At 71.0% G+C, this 22,641-nt stretch carries 17 protein-coding genes, 1 tRNA gene, 1 pseudogene and 1 riboswitch; of the genes and pseudogenes, 5 read left to right on the forward strand and 14 right to left on the reverse strand.

Translation table 11 applies throughout. From position 1 onward, the window contains the following. The first annotated feature begins 179 nt into the window (after nucleotides 1-179). Together ACFC79_RS32860 and ACFC79_RS32865 are read left to right on the forward strand one after the other, a co-directional pair. Entirely contained in the window at nucleotides 180-1,400 is a 1,221-nt protein-coding gene (locus tag ACFC79_RS32860) for an acetyl-CoA C-acetyltransferase (protein WP_376247898.1), read from the forward strand. A gap of 482 nt (nucleotides 1,401-1,882) precedes the next feature. Further along, entirely contained in the window at nucleotides 1,883-2,719 is an 837-nt protein-coding gene (locus ACFC79_RS32865) for a hypothetical protein (RefSeq protein ID WP_376247984.1), read from the forward strand. A 124-nt stretch (nucleotides 2,720-2,843) separates the two neighbouring features. Here the strand turns inward: ACFC79_RS32865 and ACFC79_RS32870 are convergent, their stop codons facing one another. The 6 genes and pseudogenes from ACFC79_RS32870 to ACFC79_RS32895 all read right to left on the reverse strand — a co-directional run bounded on the left by ACFC79_RS32870 (nucleotide 2,844) and on the right by ACFC79_RS32895 (nucleotide 8,457). Beyond that, complete coding sequence (locus ACFC79_RS32870; RefSeq protein ID WP_376247901.1) at nucleotides 2,844-3,161, reverse strand: hypothetical protein; 318 nt, start codon at nucleotides 3,159-3,161, stop codon at nucleotides 2,844-2,846. A 205-nt stretch (nucleotides 3,162-3,366) separates the two neighbouring features. Next, complete coding sequence (locus ACFC79_RS32875; protein WP_376247904.1) at nucleotides 3,367-4,227, reverse strand: Bax inhibitor-1/YccA family protein; 861 nt, start codon at nucleotides 4,225-4,227, stop codon at nucleotides 3,367-3,369. Nucleotides 4,228-4,424: 197 nt separating this feature from the next. Then, nucleotides 4,425-4,766, reverse strand: coding sequence for an ArsR/SmtB family transcription factor (locus ACFC79_RS32880; protein WP_376247907.1), 342 nt, complete (start codon nucleotides 4,764-4,766; stop codon nucleotides 4,425-4,427). Nucleotides 4,767-4,990: 224 nt separating this feature from the next. Further along, nucleotides 4,991-5,455, reverse strand: a complete 465-nt coding sequence (locus ACFC79_RS32885) for an ATP-binding protein (RefSeq protein WP_376247910.1) — start codon at nucleotides 5,453-5,455, stop codon at nucleotides 4,991-4,993. Between the two features lie 394 nt (nucleotides 5,456-5,849). Further along, nucleotides 5,850-7,966, reverse strand: a pseudogene (locus ACFC79_RS32890) (SpoIIE family protein phosphatase). A 405-nt stretch (nucleotides 7,967-8,371) separates the two neighbouring features. After that, nucleotides 8,372-8,457 (reverse strand) — tRNA-Leu (locus ACFC79_RS32895). 649 nt (nucleotides 8,458-9,106) lie between these two features. Here ACFC79_RS32895 and ACFC79_RS32900 point away from each other — a divergent pair. Together ACFC79_RS32900 and ACFC79_RS32905 are read left to right on the forward strand one after the other, a co-directional pair. Further along, a complete protein-coding gene (locus ACFC79_RS32900) occupies nucleotides 9,107-9,877 on the forward strand; it encodes an ABC transporter ATP-binding protein (RefSeq protein ID WP_376247913.1) in 771 nt (256 codons plus the stop codon). Nucleotides 9,878-9,986: 109 nt separating this feature from the next. Next, entirely contained in the window at nucleotides 9,987-12,515 is a 2,529-nt protein-coding gene (locus ACFC79_RS32905) for an ABC transporter permease (protein ID WP_376247916.1), read from the forward strand. A gap of 125 nt (nucleotides 12,516-12,640) precedes the next feature. Here the strand turns inward: ACFC79_RS32905 and ACFC79_RS32910 are convergent, their stop codons facing one another. Then, the gene (locus ACFC79_RS32910) at nucleotides 12,641-13,945 is read right to left on the reverse strand and encodes a class I SAM-dependent methyltransferase (protein ID WP_376247918.1); all 1,305 of its coding nucleotides are present in this window, start codon (nucleotides 13,943-13,945) and stop codon (nucleotides 12,641-12,643) included. Nucleotides 13,946-14,312: 367 nt separating this feature from the next. Beyond that, the gene (locus tag ACFC79_RS32915) at nucleotides 14,313-15,698 is read right to left on the reverse strand and encodes an NAD(P)/FAD-dependent oxidoreductase (RefSeq protein WP_376247921.1); all 1,386 of its coding nucleotides are present in this window, start codon (nucleotides 15,696-15,698) and stop codon (nucleotides 14,313-14,315) included. Between the two features lie 416 nt (nucleotides 15,699-16,114). Here ACFC79_RS32915 and ACFC79_RS32920 point away from each other — a divergent pair, with 416 nt between their 5' ends. After that, nucleotides 16,115-16,336, forward strand: a complete 222-nt coding sequence (locus ACFC79_RS32920) for a type II toxin-antitoxin system RelE/ParE family toxin (protein ID WP_376247987.1) — start codon at nucleotides 16,115-16,117, stop codon at nucleotides 16,334-16,336. 4 nt (nucleotides 16,337-16,340) lie between these two features. On the opposite strand, the gene ACFC79_RS32925 is transcribed toward ACFC79_RS32920, so the two are convergent. The 6 genes from ACFC79_RS32925 to ACFC79_RS32950 form a co-directional block, all read right to left on the reverse strand. Then, nucleotides 16,341-17,282, reverse strand: coding sequence for an exopolyphosphatase (locus tag ACFC79_RS32925; protein WP_376247923.1), 942 nt, complete (start codon nucleotides 17,280-17,282; stop codon nucleotides 16,341-16,343). Nucleotides 17,283-17,415: 133 nt separating this feature from the next. Further along, entirely contained in the window at nucleotides 17,416-17,964 is a 549-nt protein-coding gene (locus tag ACFC79_RS32930; RefSeq protein WP_376247926.1) for a DUF501 domain-containing protein, read from the reverse strand. A gap of 68 nt (nucleotides 17,965-18,032) precedes the next feature. After that, entirely contained in the window at nucleotides 18,033-18,503 is a 471-nt protein-coding gene (locus tag ACFC79_RS32935) for a septum formation initiator family protein (protein ID WP_376247929.1), read from the reverse strand. Nucleotides 18,504-18,673: 170 nt separating this feature from the next. Then, a complete protein-coding gene (eno, locus tag ACFC79_RS32940; RefSeq protein ID WP_376247932.1) occupies nucleotides 18,674-19,960 on the reverse strand; it encodes a phosphopyruvate hydratase in 1,287 nt (428 codons plus the stop codon). A gap of 359 nt (nucleotides 19,961-20,319) precedes the next feature. Next, the gene (locus ACFC79_RS32945; RefSeq protein ID WP_376247935.1) at nucleotides 20,320-21,078 is read right to left on the reverse strand and encodes a transglycosylase family protein; all 759 of its coding nucleotides are present in this window, start codon (nucleotides 21,076-21,078) and stop codon (nucleotides 20,320-20,322) included. A gap of 3 nt (nucleotides 21,079-21,081) precedes the next feature. Next, a riboswitch (cyclic di-AMP (ydaO/yuaA leader) is annotated at nucleotides 21,082-21,252 on the reverse strand. A 299-nt stretch (nucleotides 21,253-21,551) separates the two neighbouring features. Beyond that, nucleotides 21,552-22,580, reverse strand: coding sequence for a transglycosylase family protein (locus ACFC79_RS32950; RefSeq protein WP_376247937.1), 1,029 nt, complete (start codon nucleotides 22,578-22,580; stop codon nucleotides 21,552-21,554). Between the last annotated feature and the right edge of the window lie 61 nt (nucleotides 22,581-22,641).

The raw sequence follows: 22,641 nt of genomic DNA on the forward strand, positions 1-22,641 counted from the left end.
ACCCATAGAACCGCCGACCGAACCACCATCCGAACCACCGACCGAACCACCGACTGAGCGAGCGCTTAGAAAAGAGGTCGGCGTCACATGCGCTGCCCGGTGACCCGGCATCTACGTACAGGTAACTTCCAAGTCAGCACCTGCCCGAACCCGCCTTCCAGCCCTCATGGAGCCGCGTGATGCCCGAAGCCGTGATCGTCTCTGCCGCCCGTTCCCCCATCGGCCGGGCCTTCAAGGGTTCGCTGAAGGAACTGCGCGCGGACGACCTGACCGCCACGATCATCCAGGCCGCACTGGCGAAGGTGCCCGAGCTGGACCCGAAGGACATCGACGATCTGATGCTCGGCTGCGGCCTCCCCGGCGGCGAGCAGGGCAACAACCTGGGCCGCATCATCGCCGTGCGGATGGGCATGGACCACCTTCCCGGTTGCACGGTCACCCGCTACTGCTCGTCGTCCCTGCAGACCAGCCGGATGGCGATGCACGCCATCAAGGCGGGCGAGGGCGACGTCTTCATCTCGGCCGGTGTCGAGATGGTGTCCCGCTTCACGAAGGGCAACTCGGACAGCCTCCCGGACACGCACAACCCGTTGTTCGCCGACGCCGAGGCCCGCACCGCGGCCCGCGCGGAACAGGGCGGCGAGGGCTGGCACGACCCGCGCGAGGACGGCCTGGTCCCGGACGCGTACATCGCGATGGGGCAGACCGCGGAGAACCTGGCCCGGCTGAAGGGCGTCACCCGCCAGGACATGGACGAGTTCGGCGTCCGCTCGCAGAACCTTGCCGAGGAGGCCATCGGCAAGGGCTTCTGGGAGCGCGAGATCACTCCGGTGACCACTCCGGACGGCACGGTCGTCTCGAAGGACGACGGCCCGCGCGCGGGCGTCACGATGGAGGGCGTGCAGGGCCTGAAGCCGGTCTTCCGCCCCGACGGGCTGGTCACCGCGGGCAACTGCTGCCCGCTCAACGACGGCGCCGCCGCCCTGGTGATCATGTCCGACACCAAGGCACGCGAGCTGGGCCTGACCCCGCTGGCCCGGATCGTCTCGACCGGTGTTTCCGGCCTGTCCCCCGAGATCATGGGGTACGGCCCGGTGGAGGCCAGCAAGCAGGCACTGAAGCGTGCCGGACTGACGATCGACGACATCGACCTCGCCGAGATCAACGAGGCGTTCGCCGCCCAGGTGATCCCGTCCTACCGCGACCTCGGCCTGCCGCTGGAGAAGGTCAACGTCAACGGCGGCGCCATCGCCGTCGGCCACCCCTTCGGCATGACCGGCGCCCGCATCACCACCACGCTGATCAACAGCCTCCAGTTCCACGACAAGCAGTTCGGCCTGGAGACCATGTGCGTGGGCGGCGGCCAGGGCATGGCGATGGTCATCGAGCGGTTGAGCTGAGCTGGAACGGAGGGTGGGGGTCGTCCGAGGTACGAGGACGGCACCCGCCCGCAGCGGAAGCGAAGCGAAACGCGACCACCCACACCCGCGGTTGAGCTGAGCTGGAGCGGAGGGTGGGGGTCGTCCGAGGTACGAGGACGGCACCCGCCCGCAGCGGAAGCGAAACGAAACGCGACCACCCACACCCGCGGTTGAGCCGAGGTGGAGCAGAAAACGTGAACCGGGCGGGCGGGGCCCGGGATCCGGCCGGTTCCGAGCCCCGACCGTGACCGAATCTCCCCCAGGATGTGACCTATCTCCTGGGGGATGCTCATTCCCGCAGGTCACGTCCGTACCGGGGTTAAACCCCGGGTCCAAAGACCTGTCCTTTTCGTGACGTATTGCACTGACACCGGGAGCAGGCAGGGGACAAGCTGAGGTAGGAAGTCGGGGAATCAATTGAAACCGGGAGTATGTCAGTGAGCGCCATGTCCCTTGCCCTGTTGCTGACCACCGCCGCCGCTACGGTCGTGGGCGGCGCTGCTCTGTACGCCGCTCACGGGCTGCGCAAGCAGATCACCGCCCTCCGCGCCGAGCTGGCCGCGTCCCCCGCCCATGGTGCCCCCGTGCCCTCGCAGAACCGCCACGACACTCCGGCCGCCGAAATACGCGCGGCCGTCGCCGAGGCCCTTGCCGAGGAACGGGAGCGCGAACTCGCCGAGGCCCGTGCGTTCTGGGCCTCCCAGGAGGCACGCGACGCCGCGGACGCCCCGTCACTGCTGGGCGGTCTGGGCGGGATCGGTGAGGAGGCGTCGTACTTCCTGCCGCGTCAGGCCGACTTCGTGGGCCTGGAGGCGATGGACCTGGACACCGCCGAGGCGCTCGACGAGCTGACCGAACTTACGGAACTGACCGAACTTGCGGAGCTGACCGAGCTGCCGGAGGCCACGGAGTACGCCGAGGACTCCCCCGAGCTCGCCGCAGCCCGGCGCCGCCACCCCTCGCACCCCGACTTCGTACCGGTGCAGACGCCGGTGGTCACCGACCACGAGCGCACCGTGAACCGCCTCGAAGAGCTCGCCGACAGCCGCACGGAGCTTGCCGATGTGCGCCCCGGGCCGCTGGGCACGCTCGACGTGTACGTCTTCGCCGACGGCACCACCCTCTGCATGACGCCCGGTCACCGCGAGACCGCCGAGCGCCTGGCCGCGTCCCTGCTCGCCGGCGAGCAGCCGGTGCTGCTGGGCGGCTCCGGGGTCTCCGGCGCGTACGCCCTGACCTTCTCCTGCGGCAAGGAGAACGTGTACATCCTCGCCGACCGCGTCATCGCCTCGTTCTGACAGGCGTCCCGTCGTTCTGACAGGCGTCCCGCCGAGGGGCGTCGGTCGCCCCCGAACCCACCCCCCGAACCCGACCGGGCACAGCAGCGGCTCTCGCCGGCCGCCGCCCACCGGGTCCGCCGCGCTACGGGAACGCCCGCGCGGCCGCCTCCACAACGAATTGCACGGCCTCGTCCAGCTCCGCCGACGGGGCCGTTTCCAGTGCCACCGCCAGGTCGCGCCCCGCCACGGCGAGCTGGTCGCCGACGGCGAAGACCCCGGCGTCCGGCATGAGCCGCGGTTCCCGGTCCGGCGCCTCGATGCGCTGCGCCCGCAGCGCCAGTTCCCGGGCCGTGGCTAGTCCCTCGGCCGCCGCTCCGCGTTGGAGGCGGCTCTGCGGAGCGGCACGCAGCCGGTCGGCGAATCGGTCGACGGCGGTGATCAGCGGGGTCGTATCGAGCACCCCGCGACCCTACGCGCCCTCCCGCGACGGGTGCCAACGCGACGCCCCCGGCCCGCCCGGCCCCGGACGGCACCCGTCCCGCACGGCCCCGCACGCCCCCGCGCGGGCGACCGGCACGCGCGGGGTGCGTCCGGGAACGGCGACGGCCCGCAGGGGGTGCCTGCGGGCCGTTGCCGTCGTACGCGTGCGTGAGCGCGGACCGGGGTCAGTCGTCGCCGCTGAGGATCGACAGCAGACGCAGCATCTCCAGGTAGATCCACACCAGGGTCATGGTGAGGCCGAAGGCCGCCAGCCAGGACTCCTCGCGGGGGGCGCCGTAGGCGACGCCGTCCTCGACCTGCTTGAAGTCCAGGGCCAGGAAGCACGCACCGAGGATGATCCCGATGACGCCGAAGAGGATGCCGAGGCCGCCGCTGCGGAAGCCCAGGCCGTCGCCGCCGCCGAAGACGGCGAAGAGCAGGTTGACCATCATGAGCAGCATGAAGCCCATGGCCGCGGCCATCACGAAGCCGTAGAAGCGGCGGGTGACGCGGATCCAGCGCATCTTGTACGCGACGAGCACACCGGCGAAGACGCACATGGTGCCCATCACGGCCTGCATCACGACGCCCGGGCCGATGTACGTGCTGACCGCGCTGGAGATCACTCCGAGGAAGACACCCTCGAAGGCCGCGTACGCGACGATCAGCGCCGGGACCGGCTTGCGCTTGAAGGACTGGATCAACGACAGGACGAACGCCACCAGGGCGGCGCCGATCGCGATGCCGTAGGACTTGCCGAGATTGGCCGAATCGACCGGCAGCAACCACCAGGCGAGCGCGGCGCCGAGCACCACGGTGCCCAGCGTGATCGCCGTACGCGTGACGACGTCGTCGATCGTCATCGCGCCCGAGCGCGCCGGTGCCTGCGGGACGCCGTACTGCGTGTCCTGCTGGGCATAGGGGTTGGTGGCGTACGGATTCGCACCCGCGGTGGCGGCCCCGGCCTGCGGCGCCGCGTTGAAGCCCGCGTAACCGTTGTCGCGGCTGAAGCCCCGTCGCGAGAAGACCGGGTTGCTGCTCCTCATCTCACTCCTCCATGGCCACCCTGCGCGGCCTTCCCACAAGAGTAATAGGTAGGCAAAGGATTCAGACTAGTGCCTGAGTAGGATCTTTACCGAACCGAGTACCGACCGCACGGCCGAAATATCGACCGGCCGATCAGTCGGACCGCGTACCGGCCACGTGCCGTAGGCCACCCGGAGCGCCGCCCCGCGTCCCCCGCCTACGGCTTGCCCGGTTCGGCGGCGCGCAGGTCGGCCAGCAGCTCCGCCTGACCGGCCAGTACCCCGGACAGGATGGTGCGGGCGACCCGCAGGAGTTCCGCCACCTGCACGTTGGCCAGGGAGTAGTACACGCCCGAGCCCTCGCGGCGCGCGACGACGAGATTGGCCCGCCGCAGCACCGCGAGTTGCTGCGAGAGGTGGGCGGGCTCGACGCCGATCTCGGCCAGCATCTCGGACACCGCGTACTCGCGCTCACTGAGCAGTTCGAGCACCCGGATGCGCACGGGATGACCGAGCGTCTTGAAGAACTCGGCCTTCAACTGGTACAGCGGCGCGCTCATCGAACCGGCCCCGCACCCTCGGACCCGGGCGTTCGGCCGGTATGCCGCGGCCGTGCCTGTGCCCTGCATCGCGTCCACTCAGAACTCCTCGCCATGGGGCCATCCTCGCGCGTCCGGCAGAATGTGCTGACCTCGTGAATTGCCGAAACCAGCAACTCGGAACATTCTGACGTCCGGTGCGGGGGGAAGCCTCGTGGGGGCGGACGGAAGATCGGGCGGCTGTTTCAGAGCGGCCGTCCACCGGCCACGGCCGCGCCGCCGATGCCCCGCAGCGGCACGGTGACCCAGATGCACTTGCCCGAACCGTCCGCGTCCCCGCGCACGACGGCGGTGCCCGCCAGGCCATGGGTGAGTTCGACGACGGTGGCCAGGCCGCTGTCCGCTCCGGTGACCGGTCCGGGCAGCGCGGGGCGGTAGGGGTGGCGGTCGTGGACGCCGAAGGCGAACGTGTCCGGCCCCGCCGCGTAGAACACCGTCACGTTCGGGGACAGCACGGCGGCGTGCCGGACGCTGTTGGCGACCAGTTCGCTGAGGATCAGCAGGACCGGCCCGGTACCGGGGTGCTGCGGCCCGACCCCCCATTCGGCCAGCACCTGCTCGGTCGTCTCGCGGGCCATCCGCACGGCGGCGCCCATGGCGGGCAGGGTCAGGACGTGGCGCAGGGGCAGGGCATCGGGCTGGACGGTCATGGGACTTCCTCATGGGCGGGGCGGGGGCCGGTCGCCGTGCGCGGGGGTCGACGGCAGACGGACGGGCGACACGGGGGCGGTTCCGCCCGGTCGTCCGCCTCGCCTTCCTTCCGGTCGGGGTCCGCCGAGCGGTCCGCATCCGTTCCAGCGAGGTGCACGCCCGCGAACCCCCTCGTCGCCCCGGAACCCGGGGCATCGCTCCACACAGCCACGTCTGCGCGGCGGCCGAACGACCGCACTGCTTGCAGACTCCAAAAACACAGCATGTAGCGAATTGCATAAATTTGCAATTCACAACAATGTGTCCGCCCGCACCCGTCCACCCCGAGCAGTGAGAGCCCGTACGCCCCGACTCATGACAGCCCGTACGCCCCGACCCATGAGGGTCCGCCCGTCATCCCCGGCCGGGCCGCCGCCCCCGCCGCCCGCCGTCCGGCGCGAGTTCCGCCAGGAGCAGGGCGACGTCGTCCTCGTGCTCGGGGCGGCGCAGGGCGGTCAGCACCCGGTCGCAGGCCGCCTCCAGGGAGGGGCAGGGGGTGGCGAGCAGATCGAGCAGGACCCGCAGGCGGGTGTCGATGGGCTCGTCCCGGGTCTCCACGAGCCCGTCGGTGTAGAGCATCAGGCGGTCCCCGGGGCGCAGCTCCAGCAGGGTGGTGCGGAACGGGACGCCGCCGACGCCCAGCGGCGCACCGGTGGGCAGGTCCAGCAGCCGGGGGGCGCGGCCGGTGCGGAGCAGGACCGGGGGCGGGTGGCCGGCCAGCGCGACCCGGTACGTGCGGTGGCGGGGGTCGAGCACGGCGTAGACGCAGGTGGCGGTCGTCTCGTGCAGGTCGGCGGTGAGCCGGTCCAGGTGCTGGAGCACCTGGTCGGGAGGGAGCCCGAGGCCGGCCAGGGCGCGGGTGGCGGTGCGCAGCTGCCCCATCGTGGCGGCGGCGTTGATCCCGTGGCCCATCACATCGCCGACGACGAGCACGGTCCGGCCCTGCGGGACGGGGATGGCGTCGAACCAGTCGCCGCCGATCCCGCGGGCCGCCTCCGCGGGCAGGTACCGGTAGGCGATCCTCAGGCCGACGGGCTGCGTCGGCCGGTCCGGGAGCAGGTGGCGCTGGAGGGTCAGCGCGGTTCCGCGGACGTGCTGGTACCAGCGGGCGTTGTCGATGCAGACGGCGGCCCGGGAGGCCAGCTCACCGGCCATCGTGACGTCCTCCTGGTCGAACGGCCGCGGGCTGCGGCGGGTGCGCAGGAGGCAGAGCGCCCCGAGCACCTGGCCGCGGGCGGTCAGCGGCACGACCAGGCAGGAGTGCGTACGGGCCGCCCCGAGCAGGGCCGCCGCCCTGTCGTCGCGGGCGATGTGCGGCAGGTCGCGGTCGGCGACCCGGCTCACGAGGACCGGGCGGCCGGTGGTGACGCAGCGGGTGATCGGGCGGTCCGCCGCGTGGACGGCCCGTCCGCAGGGGGATCGGCGGCGTGGCGGGCGTGCGGCGGCCGGCGGGCCGCCGCCGCGGCCAGGGCCCGGAAGGTCTGCGGCCCCGTGCCGACCGGGGTGGCGAGCTCGGCGGCGGTGAGGACCGAGTCGAGGACGTCGACCTCCGCGATGTCGGCGATCTCGTCCACCACGAGTTCCGCGAGTTCCCGGGCGGTGAGCTCCAGGTCCAGGGTGGTGCCGACCTCCGCGGAGGCGCGGGCGACGAGGGCGAGCCGCCGCCTGGCCACGGCGGCCTCCATGGTCGCGCGGTGCTGCTCGGTCACGTCGGCCATCGTCAGGGTGACGCCGATCAGCCGCCCGCCGGGGTCCTCCAGCCGGTAGCACGACATCTGCCAGGCGTGGTCGCGCCCGGGGTCGGCGGGCATCCGGCCGGCCACGAACCGGCCGCGCACGGGGGTGCCGGTCGCCAGGACCTGCCGCATCATGAGCTCGATCGCGTCGCCGTCCAGGAAGGGCAGGAGTTCGCGGGGGCGGCGGCCCAGGAGGTCGGCCGCCGAACCGCCGGTGACCCGTTCCAGCATCGGGTTGACCAGCAGGAGGCGCAGCTCCGGGTCCAGCACGGCGAGCCCGAAGGGGGACTGCGCCACCAGGCGGGCGGAGAGCGCCAGATCGCGCTCCATGGCGCGCACCGTCGTCTCGTCGCAGACGATCCCCAGGGCGTACGCGTCGCCGTGCTCGTCCAGCAGCCGCATGTTGCGGAACTCCATGCGGCGGGTGGAGCCGTCCTTGTGCCGCACGGGGAAGACCCCGGCCCAGGCCCCCTTTCCCGCCATGACGGTCCCGAACAGTTCGAGGACCTGCGCGACGTGCTCGTCCGCGATCATCAGGCGGGCCGCGTACTGCCCCAGCGCCTCCTCGGCGTTCCAGCCGAACAGTTCCTCCGCCTGCGGGCTCCACAACGCGATACGGCCGTCGGTGCCGAGCACCACCGCGGCCACGCGCAGCGCGTCCAGCAGGCTGCCCGGTTCGGACGAGTCGGGCCCCGCCACCCCGGTATCCGCCCGCCACACATCGCATGCGGCCATCGGACGGACCTCCTTCCCCACCGCGGCAGCCCGCGCCCCGGGCGGACCGGGCACGCGTCCCGTGCCTCGTACCGGGCCGTCCCTCCATGGTCCCCCCGCACCACGGCCACGGCAGCTCAGCCGACCGCGTGCCGCCGGAACCCCGTTCGCCCGCACGGGTGCGGCGGTACGGCGGTACGGCAGTACGGCGGTACGTCGGTACGGCGGTACGGCGGTACGGCACGATGCGGCACCGCCGGCGTCACGGGCGCACCCCTGTGGATGCGCCCGGAGGCGGGGACCCGCGGAATGTCGGGAGGTTGTTCCCCGGCGGAAGACCGGGAAGGGGTGCGACGGTGTTCCCACGCGGACAGGAGATCACGGGCGCTTCAGGTCGTTCTCCCTGGTCACGCGAGGGGTGTGTCATGGTGCCCGGAACCGGACTCGAACCGGTACGCCCCCGAGGGGCAGCGAGGTTTAAGCTCGCCGTGTCTGCATTCCACCATCCGGGCCGGCGCGGCCTCGCGTTGGCACATGACCCTATCCGGGGCCTTCCTCCGATCAGCGGATGAGTGGCGCGATGTTGTCTTATTTTATTGACCGTTTGAGGGTGCGTCAGCACATGTGAGAGGGCATCGGCACATGCCCGGGCGGGATGACGGCCGCGTCGGCCGGTAATCCGGATTGACGTAAAGTCGCCGCACTCGGACGGCGGATTCGCCAGGCGCACGCCAGCGATCGCCACGGACGCGCCACCCGCCCCTCCGACCGGGCACTCGGCGCGCTCCGAACCGGGCCGGTCGCCCCGCGACGCCAGGTGCCCGGAACACGCCCTCCCCGGCCCCGGAACCCCCCGTTCCCGATGCGCGGCGCGACGCCCGCGCGGCAGTCGTACGACGGCGCCGCGTCATCCCGCACCCGCCCCGGCCACCCGGACGTCTCAGGGTCGATGTCATACCGGAGGAGGACATGGGAGCCGGCCGGTGCGACTCAAGACGACCCCGGGAACGGGCACGGGGACTGACGATCCGCCGCGATGCGGCCGGGACGATGGAGGGGTTCCGAAAACGATCGAACATCTCGATCGGACACCTCGAACGAACCCATGCATACCGCACCCGGACGAAGCCCTCGGCCGGAGCCCCGAACCAGGAGATTCCCGTGACCACCATTTCCACCGCACACCGCGTCACCACGGTGGCCGCCCGCGCCACGGATCTGTCGAAGGTCTACGGCGAGGGCGAGACCAGGGTGACCGCCCTGGACCGGGTCTCCGTGGACTTCAACAGCGGTGAGTTCACCGCGATCATGGGCCCGTCCGGCTCCGGCAAGTCCACCCTGATGCACTGCGTGGCCGGTCTCGACAGCTTCAGCAGCGGCTCGGTGCGGATCGGTGACACGGAGCTGGGGTCCCTCAAGGACAAGCAGCTCACCCAGCTCCGCCGGGACAAGATCGGTTTCATCTTCCAGGCGTTCAACCTGCTGCCGACCCTGACGGCGATGGAGAACATCACGCTCCCCATGGACATCGCGGGCCGCAAGCCGGACGCGCAGTGGGTGCGCCGGGTCATCGACATGGTGGGGCTCTCCGACCGGCTGTCGCACCGGCCGACCCAGCTCTCCGGCGGCCAGCAGCAGCGCGTCGCGGTGGCCCGCGCCCTGGCCTCCCAGCCGGAGATCATCTTCGGTGACGAGCCGACCGGGAACCTGGACTCCCGTTCCGGCGCCGAGGTCCTCGGCTTCCTGCGCAACTCGGTGCGCGAGATGGGGCAGACCGTGGTGATGGTGACGCACGACCCGGCGGCCGCCTCCTACGCGGACCGGGTCATCTTCCTCGCGGACGGCCGGATCGTCGACCAGATGCTGCACCCCACCGCGGACGGGGTCCTCGACCGGATGAAGGCGTTCGACGCCAAGGGCCGCACCAGCTGAGGCCCGCCCTCACCACCTCCTCCACGACAGGGAGCGGGCTCCCTCTCGCGGGCGAGGTCGTTCCCCTCGCCTCTCACCGGAACCCCTCCCCCTCCCAGGACTGACTCACATGTTCCGTACTGCCCTGCGCAATGTGCTCGCGCACAAGGCCAGGCTGCTGATGACCGTGCTCGCCGTGATGCTCGGCGTGGCCTTCGTGTCCGGCACCCTGGTCTTCACCGGCACCCTCGGCAACGCCTTCCGCAACCAGTCGGCCAAGAGCTACGACGACGTCGCCGTCGCCGTCACCACCCGGGCCAACCAGCGCGACGCGAAGGATCCCGCCGTCGACACCGCCACCCTGGCGAAGATCCAGGGCCTGGACGGCGTCGACACCGCCACCGGCCGGGTGCACGGCTTCGCCGGGGTCGCCGACCCCGACGGCAAGCTGATCGGCAACGGCTGGTCCAACACCGGCTCGAACTTCTTCCCCGGCAAGGACGGCAAGGACTCCGCATACACCTTCGTCGACGGGAAGGGCCCGGACGCGGCCGACCGGATCGCGCTCGACGAGCACACCGCGAAGAAGGGCGAGTACCAGGTCGGTGACCGGGTCCGGGTCGCCACCAACGGCCCGGTGAAGGAGTACACCCTCTCCGGTGTCTTCACCACCGAGGACGGCGCGGTCAACGCGGGCGGCAGCCTGGTCCTGTTCGAGACGCCGGTCGCCCAGAAGCTGTACCTGCGGCCCGGCCAGTTCATGGACGTCAACGTCGCCGCCGCGCCCGGCGCCTCCGCCGACAAGCTGCTCGCCGACGTGAAGCCGCTGCTGCCGAAGGACGCCGAGGCCAAGACCGGCAAGGAACTTGCCGACGAACAGGCCGACATGATCGAGAGCGGCCTGTCGAGCCTCAACACCATCCTGCTCGTCTTCGCGGCGATCGCGCTCTTCGTCGGCATCTTCCTGATCGCCAACACCTTCACCATGCTGGTCGCCCAGCGCACCAAGGAACTGGCGCTGATGCGCGCCGTCGGCGCCTCCCGCCGCCAGGTCAAGCGCTCGGTGCTGCTGGAAGCCGCGGTGGTCGGTCTCCTCGCGTCGGCCATCGGCTTCCTGGCCGGCCTGGGGCTCGCCGTCGGCCTGCGGTCCGCGATGGGCCTGATGGGCGGGAAGATCCCCGCCGGACCCCTCGTCGTCTCCCCCACCTCGGTCGTCGCGGCCTTCTGCGTCGGTGTGCTGATCACCGTCCTGGCGGCCTGGCTGCCCGCGCGCCGGGCCGCGAAGATCCCGCCGGTGGCGGCGATGAACAGCGTGCACGCGGCCGCCACGGTCAAGTCCCTGGTGGTGCGCAACTCGATCGGCGGTGCGCTCACCCTGATCGGTGCCGTGGGCATCGTGGCGGGTGCGGTGTCCGGCGGTTCGGACGGCCGGACGACCATCGGCGGCGGCGCGTTCCTCGCGCTGATCGGCATCATCGTGCTGATCCCGCTGCTGTCCCGTCCCGTCATCGCGCTGGCCCGCCCGCTGATGAAGCGGCTGTTCGGGGTCTCAGGCAAGCTCGCGGCGCAGAACGCGGTCCGCAACCCGCGCCGTACCGGGGCCACCGCCTCCGCCCTGGCGATCGGTCTCACCCTGGTCACCGGCATCTCGGTGCTCGGCGTCACCCTCGGCCGCTCGGTCGACCGGATGACGACGGACAACATCAAGGCCGACTACATGGTGTCGATGGCGAACGGCGGCTCGCTCGACGCGTCGGCGCTCAAGGCCCTGGAGAAGGCCGACGGCGTCGCGGCGGTCTCGCCCCGGCAGGACGCCTGGCCGAAGGTCGGTGACGACCACGTCGCGGTCTCGGGTGTCACCGCCGACGCCCTGTCCGAGCTCTTCGTCGTCAAGACGGTCTCCGGCTCGATCGACTCGATCACCAAGGGTGAGCTCGCCGTCTCCGAGAGCACCGCGAAGAAGAACAACTGGAAGACCGGGGACACCCTCCCGGTCGTGTTCGACGACGACAAGAAGGGCGAGCTGAAGGTCGGCGCGGTCTACGAGGACAACGAGTTCCTCTCCTCGGCCGTGCTCTCGAAGGACATCCTGGCCCCGCACACCCCGTACGCCGACATCCGCGAGGTCTGGCTGAAGATGGACGGCGGCCAGTCCGCCGCCAGTGAGAAGGCCGTGGTCAAGGCGCTGGGTGACAACCCGGCCATGAGCATCATCGACCGCCAGGGCATCCGCGACATGTTCGGTGGCTTCGTCAACACCGCGCTGAACATCATGTACGGCCTGCTGGCGATGGCCCTGATCATCGCGGTGCTCGGTGTCGTCAACACGCTGGCCATGTCGGTCTTCGAACGCCAGCAGGAGATCGGCATGCTGCGGGCGATCGGCCTGGACCGGCGCCGGGTGAAGCGCATGATCCGGCTGGAGGCCGTGGTCATCTCGGTCTTCGGCGCGGTGGTCGGCATCGTGCTCGGCACGTTCCTCGCCTGGGCGATCGGGCAGACCCTGAAGTCCGATATCCCGGACTACGCCCTGGTCATCCCGTGGGGCCGGATCGGAATCTTCCTGCTGCTCTCCGGGCTGGTGGGTGTGCTGGCCGCGCTCTGGCCGGCCCGCAGCGCCGCGAAGCTGAACATGCTGACAGCGATCAAGACTGAGTAGGCACCGCACCCGCCGTCCGGCACCGGACGGTACGGCCGAGGGCCGGTGCCCGCAGCACGACGCTGCGGGCACCGGCCCTCGGTGCGTCCCCGGCGCTCCCGGGCCGGGGACGCGGTGGCGCCCGGTCAGACGGTCGCGGACGCCGTCCAGTCACGGGTGCGCAGCGGCAGGCGGGAGGACCCGCCCGCGGCCGGGCGCACCGCGAGGATCTGGTTGACACCGATCTTGTTGTGCTCGAAGGAGAGCGCGGAGGCGGCCATGTAGAGGCGCCAGACCCTGGCCCGTCCGGCCGAGGTCGTCCGGACCGCGCGGTTCCAGTGCTTCTCCAGGTTGGCGACCCAGCCACGCAGAGTGAGCGCGTAGTGCTCGCGGATCGACTCGACGTCCCGGGCCTCGAACCCCGCCTCCTCCAGGATGGTCATGGTCCGCCCCACCGGGGCGAGTTCGCCGTCCGGGAAGACGTAGGCGTCGATGAACTCGTCCACGTGATAGTCGGATTCGTCCTTCTCGGGGCGGCGGGCGATCTGGTGGTTGAGCAGTCGGCCGCCGGGCCTGAGGAGCGCGTAGACGTCGTCGGCGTACTCGCGGAAGCGGACCGCCCCGACGTGCTCGGCCATGCCGATCGACGAGATGGCGTCGTACGGGCCGTCCCTGACGTCCCGGTAGTCCTGGACCCGGATCTCGATCAGGTCCGACAGGCCCGCGTCCGCGACGCGCTTGCCGGCGTAGGCGGCCTGCTCGGCGGAGAGGGTCACCCCGGTGACCCGGGCGCCGTACTCGCGAGCCGCGTGGAGGGCCATCGAGCCCCAGCCGCAGCCGATGTCGAGGAGCCGGTCGCCCTCCTTCAGTGCGAGCTTGCGGCACACCAGGTCGAGCTTGTCGCGCTGCGCGTCCTCCAGGGTCCCGCCGTCCTCCCAGTAGGCGCAGGAGTAGACCATGGACGGGCCGAGGACCAGTTCGTAGAAGTCGTTGCCGACGTCGTAGTGGTGGCTGATGGCCTCCTTGTCGCGACGCCTGGTGTGCAGAGTGCCGGTGCGGCGGCGCACCTCCTCGGGCGGCGGGGCCGGCGGGAGCGAGGGGCCGGCGAGGCGCAGCAGCCCTTTCGCGAAGGCCCTGGCCCTCGGGTCGCGGACCGGGTGGACGGCCTCCCCGTCCCCCGCGCCGCGGTCCCAGATCAGTGCGGCCAGCAGGTCCAGGGCGTCGTACAGGTCACCGTCGATGTCGAGTTCGCCCGCCACCCAGGCGCGGGCCAGGCCCAGTTCGCCCGGCTTCCAGAGCAGCCTGCGCAGTGCGCGCCTGTTGCGGATGACGAGCACGGGGGCACCGGGCGGTCCGGACTCGCTGCCGTCCCAGGCCCGGATCCGGACCGGCAGCTTTTCTCCCAGAAACTCCTCGGCGAGAGCGGTCAGCCGCAATGCGGCGTCAGCCATGGCGCACACCTCCGTGATGGTGTTCCCAATCTGCCCAAACATGCCCGAACGCGGCCGAACATGCCTGCAACCACGCCGAGCACCCACGGCGCCACGGCGAGGTACGTCCCCTCAACAGTCCGCCGCGCGCACCCCATTCCGCTACGGCGCAAGGAAAGGGCAAAAAATGTGCACCATACATGCACCCCCGCGCCGCGGGCCGCGCGTCCCTCACTCCGCGCCGACCGTGTCCACGACCATCCCCTCCCGGCCGTCCCCGGCCCCGGAACGCGCCGAAGGGGCCGCCCGCACCACGGATGGCGGGCGGCCCCTTCGGGCGTCGTGCGTGTACTGCCGGTGCGCGGGCGAGTGGTCCCGCGACGGGGCGTCAGGAGGCCTTGGCCTTCTCGCCCTCGGGCTTGGCGGCGGCCGGAGCCGGGGCCGGCTTGGCGGCCTCGTAGAACTCCTCGCGCGGCGTCTCCATGGCGCCGAGCGAGACGACCTCGCGCTTGAGGAACATGCCGAGGGTCCAGTCGGCGAAGATCCGGATCTTCCGGTTCCAGGTCGGCATGGCCAGGCCGTGGTAGCCACGGTGCATGTACCAGGCGAGACGGCCCTTGAGCTTGATCTTCATCTTGCCGACGACGATCATCGCGACGCCCTTGTGCAGCCCCAGACCGGCGACCGCACCCTTGTTGGCGTGGCTGTACTCCTTCTGCGGGAAGCCCCGCATGCCGGAGATCACGTTGTCGCCGAGGACCTTGGCCTGACGCAGCGCGTGCTGGGCGTTCGGCGGGCACCAGGCGTTCGGGTTGCCCGCGCGGCGGCCGACCATGTCCGGCACCTGGGCGTTGTCGCCCGCGGCCCAGATGTAGTCGGTGCCCTGGACCTGGAGCTTCTCGGAGGTGTCCACGTGACCGCGCGGGCCGAGCGGCAGGCCGAAGCGGGCCAGCGCCGGGTTCGGCTTCACACCGGCCGTCCACACGATGGTGTTGGAGTCGACCTCCAGGCCGTTCTTCAGCACCACGTGACCGTCGACGCAGGAGTCCATGGACGTCGAGAGGAAGATCTCGACACCGCGGGACTCCAGGTGCTCCCGGCCCCAGGTGCCCAGCTTCGGACCGACCTCGGGAAGGATCTTGTCGGCGGCGTCGACGAGGATGAAGCGCATGTCCTCGCGCTTCACGTTCGTGTAGTACTTCGCCGCGTCGCGGGCCATGTCCTCGACCTCGCCGACGGTCTCCGCACCGGCGAACCCGCCGCCCACGAAGACGAACGTCAGCGCCTTGCGGCGGACTTCCTCGTCGGTCGTGGAGTCGGCCTTGTCCAGCTGCTCCAGGACGTGGTTGCGCAGACCGATGGACTCCTCGATGCCCTTCATGCCGATGCCCTGCTCGGCGAGGCCGGGGATCGGGAAGGTGCGGGAGACCGCGCCCATCGCGATGACCAGGTAGTCGAAGGGCAGCTCGTAGGCCTCGCCGACCAGCGGCGCGACCGTGGCGACCTTGCGGTCCTGATCGATGGTGGTGACGCGCCCGGTGAGCACCTCGGCCTTCGGCAGGACGCGTCGCAGCGGGACGACGACATGCCGGGGGGAGATGCTGCCTGCGGCGGCTTCGGGGAGGAAGGGCTGGTACGTCATGTACGAGCGCGGGTCGACGACCGTGACGGTCGCCTCTCCGTAGCGCATCTTCTTCAGAATGCGTCGAGCTGCGTACAGGCCTACGTACCCACCGCCTACTACGAGGATCCTGGGACGCTCCGTGGTGCTCATGCCATCGAGTATCCACCCCTCTCCCGTGCACCCCTCGTGAGCCCCTTCACAAGGTTTCCCGCACCCTCTGCTACACTTCGCCGCCCCCGTGACCGAGGTCATGGCGGCGGCGGGGAACCACGCCACGTGGACAAACGTTGTCCACCCCCTGTGAGCTGGCCCTTGTGCCCGGCGGGGCGAAGAACCGGCCAGCCGCTCCACACTCCGGAAACGCGCCCGGAACACTCCCGCACGAACACGGAACGACCCCGCGAACGACTCCGCACCCCCATAAGGGCCTCAAGCACCCTTCACGGAGCCGAATTCCTTGTGAAGAAGTTCACGAACTTCGTCGCGGCGCGGCGCACGAAGAGCCCCCGAGAGCCCCACCGCACCTCAAAAGTGCAGGCCGGACCCCGCATGAGCACTCGCGGAATATCCGCCACGACCCCGACGCCCTGCGCGTCCCGACCGCGCCGACCGCGCTCGGTGACGACCCGTACCGCGAGGACGCCGACGTCAAGAAGCTCACCGGCTCGTGCGGGCTCCACCGGCTCCGGGCCGGAAGCTACGGGGTCGCCTGCCGGATCAACGACGGCGAACTCGTCATCCTCGTCGTCAAGGTGGGCGACCGGCGGGACGTGTACCGCAACCTGTAGGCGGTCAGGCCAAGGACCATCCGATGCCGTCGAGGATGTCGTGCTCGCTGACGACGACCTCCCGGGCCCCGACCCGCTTCATCACGGCGAGCAGGATCAGCGCGCCGCACGTGATCACGTCGACCCGTCCCGGGTGCATCGCGCCGATCGCCGCGCGTTCGGCGTGCGTGGAGGCGGCGAGCCGCGCGGTGATCTCCTCGACCCGTTCCAGGGAGATCCGGGAGTGGTGGATCGCCTCGGAGTCGTAGCGGTCCAGCCCGAGGGCGATCGCGGCCACCGTGGTGACGGTCCCGGCCAGGCCGACGAGGGTGGCCGCACCGGTGAGCGGGACGCTCTCCTCGGCCAGGTCGAGCGCCGCGTCGATGTCGGCGCGGATCGCGTCGAGCCGCTCCGGCGTCGGCGGATCGGCCACGACGCCGTCGTGGACCAGGTGCCGCTCGGTCATCCGTACGCAGCCCATGTCCACGGAGCGCGCCGCCCGCACGCGGTCGTCGCCGACGACGAACTCGGTGGAGCCGCCGCCGATGTCCACGACGAGGTACGGCTTCGCGAGGTGGTCGCGGCCCGCGAGCTCCTTGGTGGCACCGGTGAAGGAGAACTCCGCCTCCTGGTCACCGCTGATCACCTCGGGGTCGACGCCCAGGATGTCGCGCACGCCGCTGACGAACTCGTCCCGGTTCTCCGCGTCGCGCGAGGCGGAGGTGGCGACGAAGCGGAGCCGCGGCGCCCCGTACCCCTCGATCACCTCCGCGTACCGGCGGCAGGCGGCGAACGTCCGCTCCAGCGCCTCGGGGGCGAGCCGGCCGGTGCGGTCCACGCCCTGGCCGAGCCGGACGATCTCCATCCGGCGGTCGAGCTCGACGAGTTCACCGGTGGCCGGGTCGGCATCGGCGACGAGCAGACGGATGGAGTTGGTACCGCAGTCGATGGCGGCCACACGGGTCATGGATGCTCCTGCTCCTGTGGAGAGTTCGCCCCTCCGGTCCTGCCGGGGAGCACGGGCCGGTGTGCGGCTCCCGGACCGGGTCACGGCTCGCGGGCCGGACGGCCGGTCGGGGCCGCGCACCGGGGCGGGACGGTCAGCCCTCGTCCGATGCGTCCGATTCCTCCGGTGCGCAGGGCGTCACGCACGGCCCCTTGCGCCACCACTCGGGCAGCATCGCGATCGCCTCGTCGCCCAGCGGGTTGACTCCGGGCCCCGCGGCGAGCGAGTGCGCGACCAGGACGTGCAGGCACTTCACCCGGTCCGGCATGCCGCCCGCGCTGGGAAAGCCCTCCAGCACCTCGATGGCGTCGCGCCGGGCGATGTAGTCCTCGTGCGCGGCCCGGTAGGCGGCGGCCAGCTCGGGGTCCGTGCCGAGGCGCTCGGTCATCTCCTTCATGACGCCGTTCGCCTCCAGCGTGCCGATCGCGGACGCGGCACGCGGGCACGTGAGGTAGTACGTGGTCGGGAACGGGGTGCCGTCCTCCAGCCGGGGCTGCGTCTCGACGACGTCCGGGTTGCCGCACGGGCAGCGGTGCGCGATCGCGCGCAGCCCGCGGGGCGGGCGGCCCAGCTGCTCCCGGAACGCGGCGATGTCCGCCTCGGTGGGCTCGGTGGGCTCGGTCTGCGGAGGGGGGGTTTCCATGCCTGCCTAGTTCTGGGTTCTGGGGTCTGCCGATGGTGACGGGGTGGGGACGGGGACGGGCGGGCGGATCAGCCGCGGTCGGCTTCGTCGACGCCGTCCCAGAGGTTGGAGTGCCACGGCCGGCCGGACTTGTCCGTCTCGCCGTTGCGCTCCTTGACCGCGTCGGGGTCGATCACCGTGTAGCCCGTCTCCCCGGGGAGAAGATAGTGCAGGTGCTTGCGGGCCAGCTGCCTGATGTAGGCGTCGTCCTGGAGCCGCGCCTTCTCGTCGCGCAGTTCCTCGGTGCGGACGCGGGCCTCGCGCGCAAGTCGTTCCTGGTCGGCGATCTCGTCCCGCTGCGACACGTACTGCCGCATCGGGTACGCCAGCGCGACCACGAGGGAGCACACGATGAGCGCCAGGAAGGCCGCCCGGCCGGTGAGCCGGGAGCGGCGGTCCTGGCGGCGGTTCTGCGACCGGTAGACACGGGCGGCGGTCTGCTCGCCGAGCAGCCGCAACCGGGTCGCGGTGGAGAACCGGTCCCGGTCCTTCGCGGCCATGTCTCCGCCTCCCCACTACGCACGTCCGTCCCCGCACACGGTACGGGACCGGGTGCGGGGACGGACGGAGGCCGGGGCCTTCGGGCCGTGCGGGCCCGGAGGGCGTCGGCCCTCACGGTGCCGATCGGTGCGCGGACGGCGCGCCGATCGGTCCTGGAACGGCGTGCCGATCAGTCCGCCGGGCGGAACCGGGGGAACGCCGAGCGGCCCGCGTACACCGCGGCGTCGTCGAGGATCTCCTCGATGCGCAGCAGCTGGTTGTACTTGGCGACACGGTCCGAACGGGCCGGGGCGCCGGTCTTGATCTGGCCGCAGTTCACCGCGACGGCGAGGTCGGCGATGGTGACGTCCTCGGTCTCGCCGGAACGGTGCGACATCATGCACTTGAAACCGTTGCGCTGGGCGAGCTCGACGGCGTCCAGGGTCTCGGTCAGCGAGCCGATCTGGTTGACCTTGACGAGCAGGGCGTTGGCGGAGCCCTCCTCGATGCCGCGGGCCAGGCGCTCCGGGTTGGTGACGAACAGGTCGTCGCCGACGATCTGCACCTTGGCGCCGAGCCTGTCGGTGATGATCTTCCAGCCGGCCCAGTCGTCCTCGAACAGCGGGTCCTCGATGGAGACCAGCGGGTACGCGGAGACGAGCTCCTCGTAGTACTCGGTCATCTCGGCGGCCGAGCGGGACTTGCCCTCGAACTCGTACGTGCCGTCCTTGTAGAACTCGGACGCGGCGACGTCGAGCGCGAGCGCGATGTCCTTGCCCGGGACGTAGCCGGCCTCCTTGATGGCCTCGACGATGAGGTCGAGGGCGGCGCGGTTCGACTCCAGGTTCGGCGCGAAGCCGCCCTCGTCGCCGAGGCCGGTCGACAGGCCCTTGGTCTTCAGGACCTTCTTCAGGGTGTGGTAGACCTCGGCACCCCAGCGCAGGGCCTCGGAGAAGGACTCCGCGCCGATCGGGGCAATCATGAACTCCTGGATGTCGACGTTGGAGTCGGCGTGCGACCCACCGTTGAGGATGTTCATCATCGGGACGGGCAGCAGGTGCGCGTTCGGGCCGCCGAGGTAGCGGAACAGCGGCAGGTCCGAAGCCTCGGAGGCGGCGTGGGCGACGGCCAGCGAGACGCCGAGGATGGCGTTGGCGCCGAGCGAGCCCTTGTTCTCGGTGGCGTCCAGGTCGAACATCGCCTGGTCGATCAGCCGCTGCTCGGTGGCGTCGTAGCCGACGAGCTCCGGACCGATCTGCTCGATCACGGCGAGGACGGCCTTCTCGACGCCCTTGCCCTGGTAGCGGTTGGGGTCGCCGTCACGAAGCTCAATGGCCTCGAACGCACCGGTGGAGGCGCCGGACGGCACAGCAGCACGGCCCGTGCTGCCGTCGTCGAGGCCGACCTCGACCTCGACCGTGGGGTTCCCCCGGGAGTCGAGGATTTCTCGGGCTACGACGACGTCGATGGACGGCACGAGGCATCTCCTTCTGGGATATGACGCTGGTTCTGCAGGGTCACGTTGGCCTTGCGACAAGAGCCTAACCGGCCCGGCCCTCTCGACCCCACGACCGCCCGCCCGCTGGGACGAAAAAGGACCCGAGGGCGCACGATCCAGGACAAACGACAAGGGTGTTACGGATCAGTGACGACAAAAGTTGAAGCGACGGGCGCCGCGCACCGGAACGACACGTCGGACGGATGACAAGTCGTGCGGGTGACGCGCCAGACGGGAGCGGCACCCGCCGGGCGGGGCCACCACGCAGAAGCCCCGGCCCGGCGCGGACGGGGAAACGCGCGCCGGGCCGGGGCGGCTCGGGGAGGAGGGAGCCGGGCCTACTTCGTCAGGTGCAGCTGCTGACCCGGGTAGATCAGGTCGGCGTCCTGGACGATGTCCTTGTTCAGCTCGAACAGCCGCTGCCAGCCGCCCTCGACGCCGTGGTCCGCGGCGATCTCGCTGAGGGAGTCGCCGACGGCGACCTTGTACTCGCCGTCACCCTTCTTGACCTTCTTGCCGGTCGGGGTGGTGACGGTCTTCTTCGACTCGGCACGCGGGGCGGCGTGACGCTCCGAGCGGGAGGCGGCCGGGGCCTCGGTGCGCTCGGCCTTCTTCGGCTGGGCCTGCTGCGGCTGCTGACGCTTCGGCGCCGAGGGGGTGCTCTGCTGCTTGGAGGCACCGGACTTGGCGGAGGAACCGGTGTTGACGCCCGGGTCCACACCGTCGTTGCGCAGGTTGCCGGCCCCGGCGCAGCCCCAGGCGTTCGGTCCCTGCATGGCGAGGAGGCGCTCGGCGGTGGCGATCTGCTGGGCCTTGGTGGCCAGGTCGGCACGCGGGGCGTACTGCGTGCCGCCGGCGGCGGCCCAGCTGGACTGCGAGAACTGCAGACCGCCGTAGTAGCCGTTGCCGGTGTTGATGGACCAGTTGCCACCGGACTCGCACTGGGCGACGGCGTCCCAGGTGGCGACGGAAGCGGCGGAGGCGTTGGTCGCACCCATCAGCGGAACGGCGACGGCGGTGCCGGCGACACCGGCGAGCGTGGCGATCCGGACGGCCTTGGACGAACGGCGGTGCTTGCCCTTGCCGGAAAACAGCATGGAACTTCTCCTCACCGACGCCTACGAGGTGAGCTGTCGGGTTCGGGCCAAGTGAGTTGCCCGGTCGCACGTCCTAGCACGCGACTTCACCCCAAGCCGGTCCTGATGCGTCTTTCGACGATCGGGCCGGCGCCTACCTGGGTCCCCCGCTCCTGCCTACGGCGCTTTCGCGTCTGTTCCCTCCGACCGACGGCAGGATTCGGCGTGACGGTCGACGGGGCCCGCGGTGCGAGCGGTTTCGAACGTAAACACACCCAACCTCTACTTTCAAAGATGAACACATCGGACAATATGCCCTTACTTGCATCCGACGAACTGACGTTTCCGCAGGTCGGGGGTGATACGCGAGAGCACCTCGGACGCAACACACCAAAGAACACAAAGAGACCCATGTCTCACTTGAACGGAAGTGGACATAGGTCTCTAAAGCACCCCAGGTTTTGAGGCTCCCTCAGCCGGTCGGCAAGCCGCCCTCAGTCGGCCTTCACATCGAGGTCGAGGCTCTGGCCAGGGAGGATGAGGTCCGGATCGGAGCCGACGACGTCCTTGTTGGACTCGTAGAGCGCGGTCCACCCACCGGGAACCTTCTGTGCATCAGCAATCGCCCAGAGATTGTCACCGGGACGGACGGTGTACGCGTCGTCGGCGACCGGGGCCCCCGCGTCGCGCGCCCCGCCCTCGCCCCGGGAGGCGTGACGGCCCGACTCGCGGTCGTCGCCGCCGGTCGAGCCCCGCCCCTCCTCGGCGGCCGGGGCGCCGCGGTGCTTGCCGCCCGCGCCCGCGCTTCCGGGCACCCGGGACGGCACGGAGGAGCCGGAGGAATCGGAGGGAACGGAGGGATCGGAGGTGCTGGAGGAGCCGGAGGGGCTCGAACCGGATGAACCGGATGAACCGGGCGCATCACCGGCGTCGGCGGAACGGGAGGGGTCGGAGGACGGGGACGCCGACTCGGTGGCCGGGGGCTTCGTGGACGGCTCGGCGTCCCCCTTCGGCTCCTCGGCCTCGCCGGAGGGCGTGGCACCGTCGGCCGGGGACGTCGATGCGTCCCCGGACGCCTGCTCGTTCCCGGTGGCCCCGGTCGGCTCGGCGGAGGGCGTCGTTCCCGGGTCCACCCCGGGCAGCGTCCCGTCCGTCGCGAGGCCGGAGATCACCGCACAGCTCGGCCATGCCTTCGGACCCCGGGCGTCGAGGATCTTCTCGGCCACCGCGATCTGCTGCGCCCGGCTGGCGAGGTCGGCCCGCGGCGCGTACGACTCACCGCCGTACGCCTTCCACGTCTCCGGTGTGAGCTGGAGGCCGCCGTAGGAGCCGTTGCCGAAGTCGGCGCTCCACGTACCACCGCTCTCGCACTCGGCCACCCGGTCCCATGTCGTGGCGTCGGCCGCCTGCGCGGCGCCCGCGCCGAGCAGCGGGATGGCGATGGCGGATCCGGTCACACCCGCGGCGACGACGATGGCGGGTGCCTGACGAGGGCGACGGTGTCGGCCGTTCGCGGAGCCCATGGAATTGCCTTCCGTGTGACGGACAAGGTCTGACGAGCGACTGGTGAGTCGAACGGTGAAC

This window comes from Streptomyces sp. NPDC056061 (assembly GCF_042266885.1).
In the GTDB taxonomy this organism is placed as follows: Bacteria; Actinomycetota; Actinomycetes; order Streptomycetales; family Streptomycetaceae; genus Streptomyces.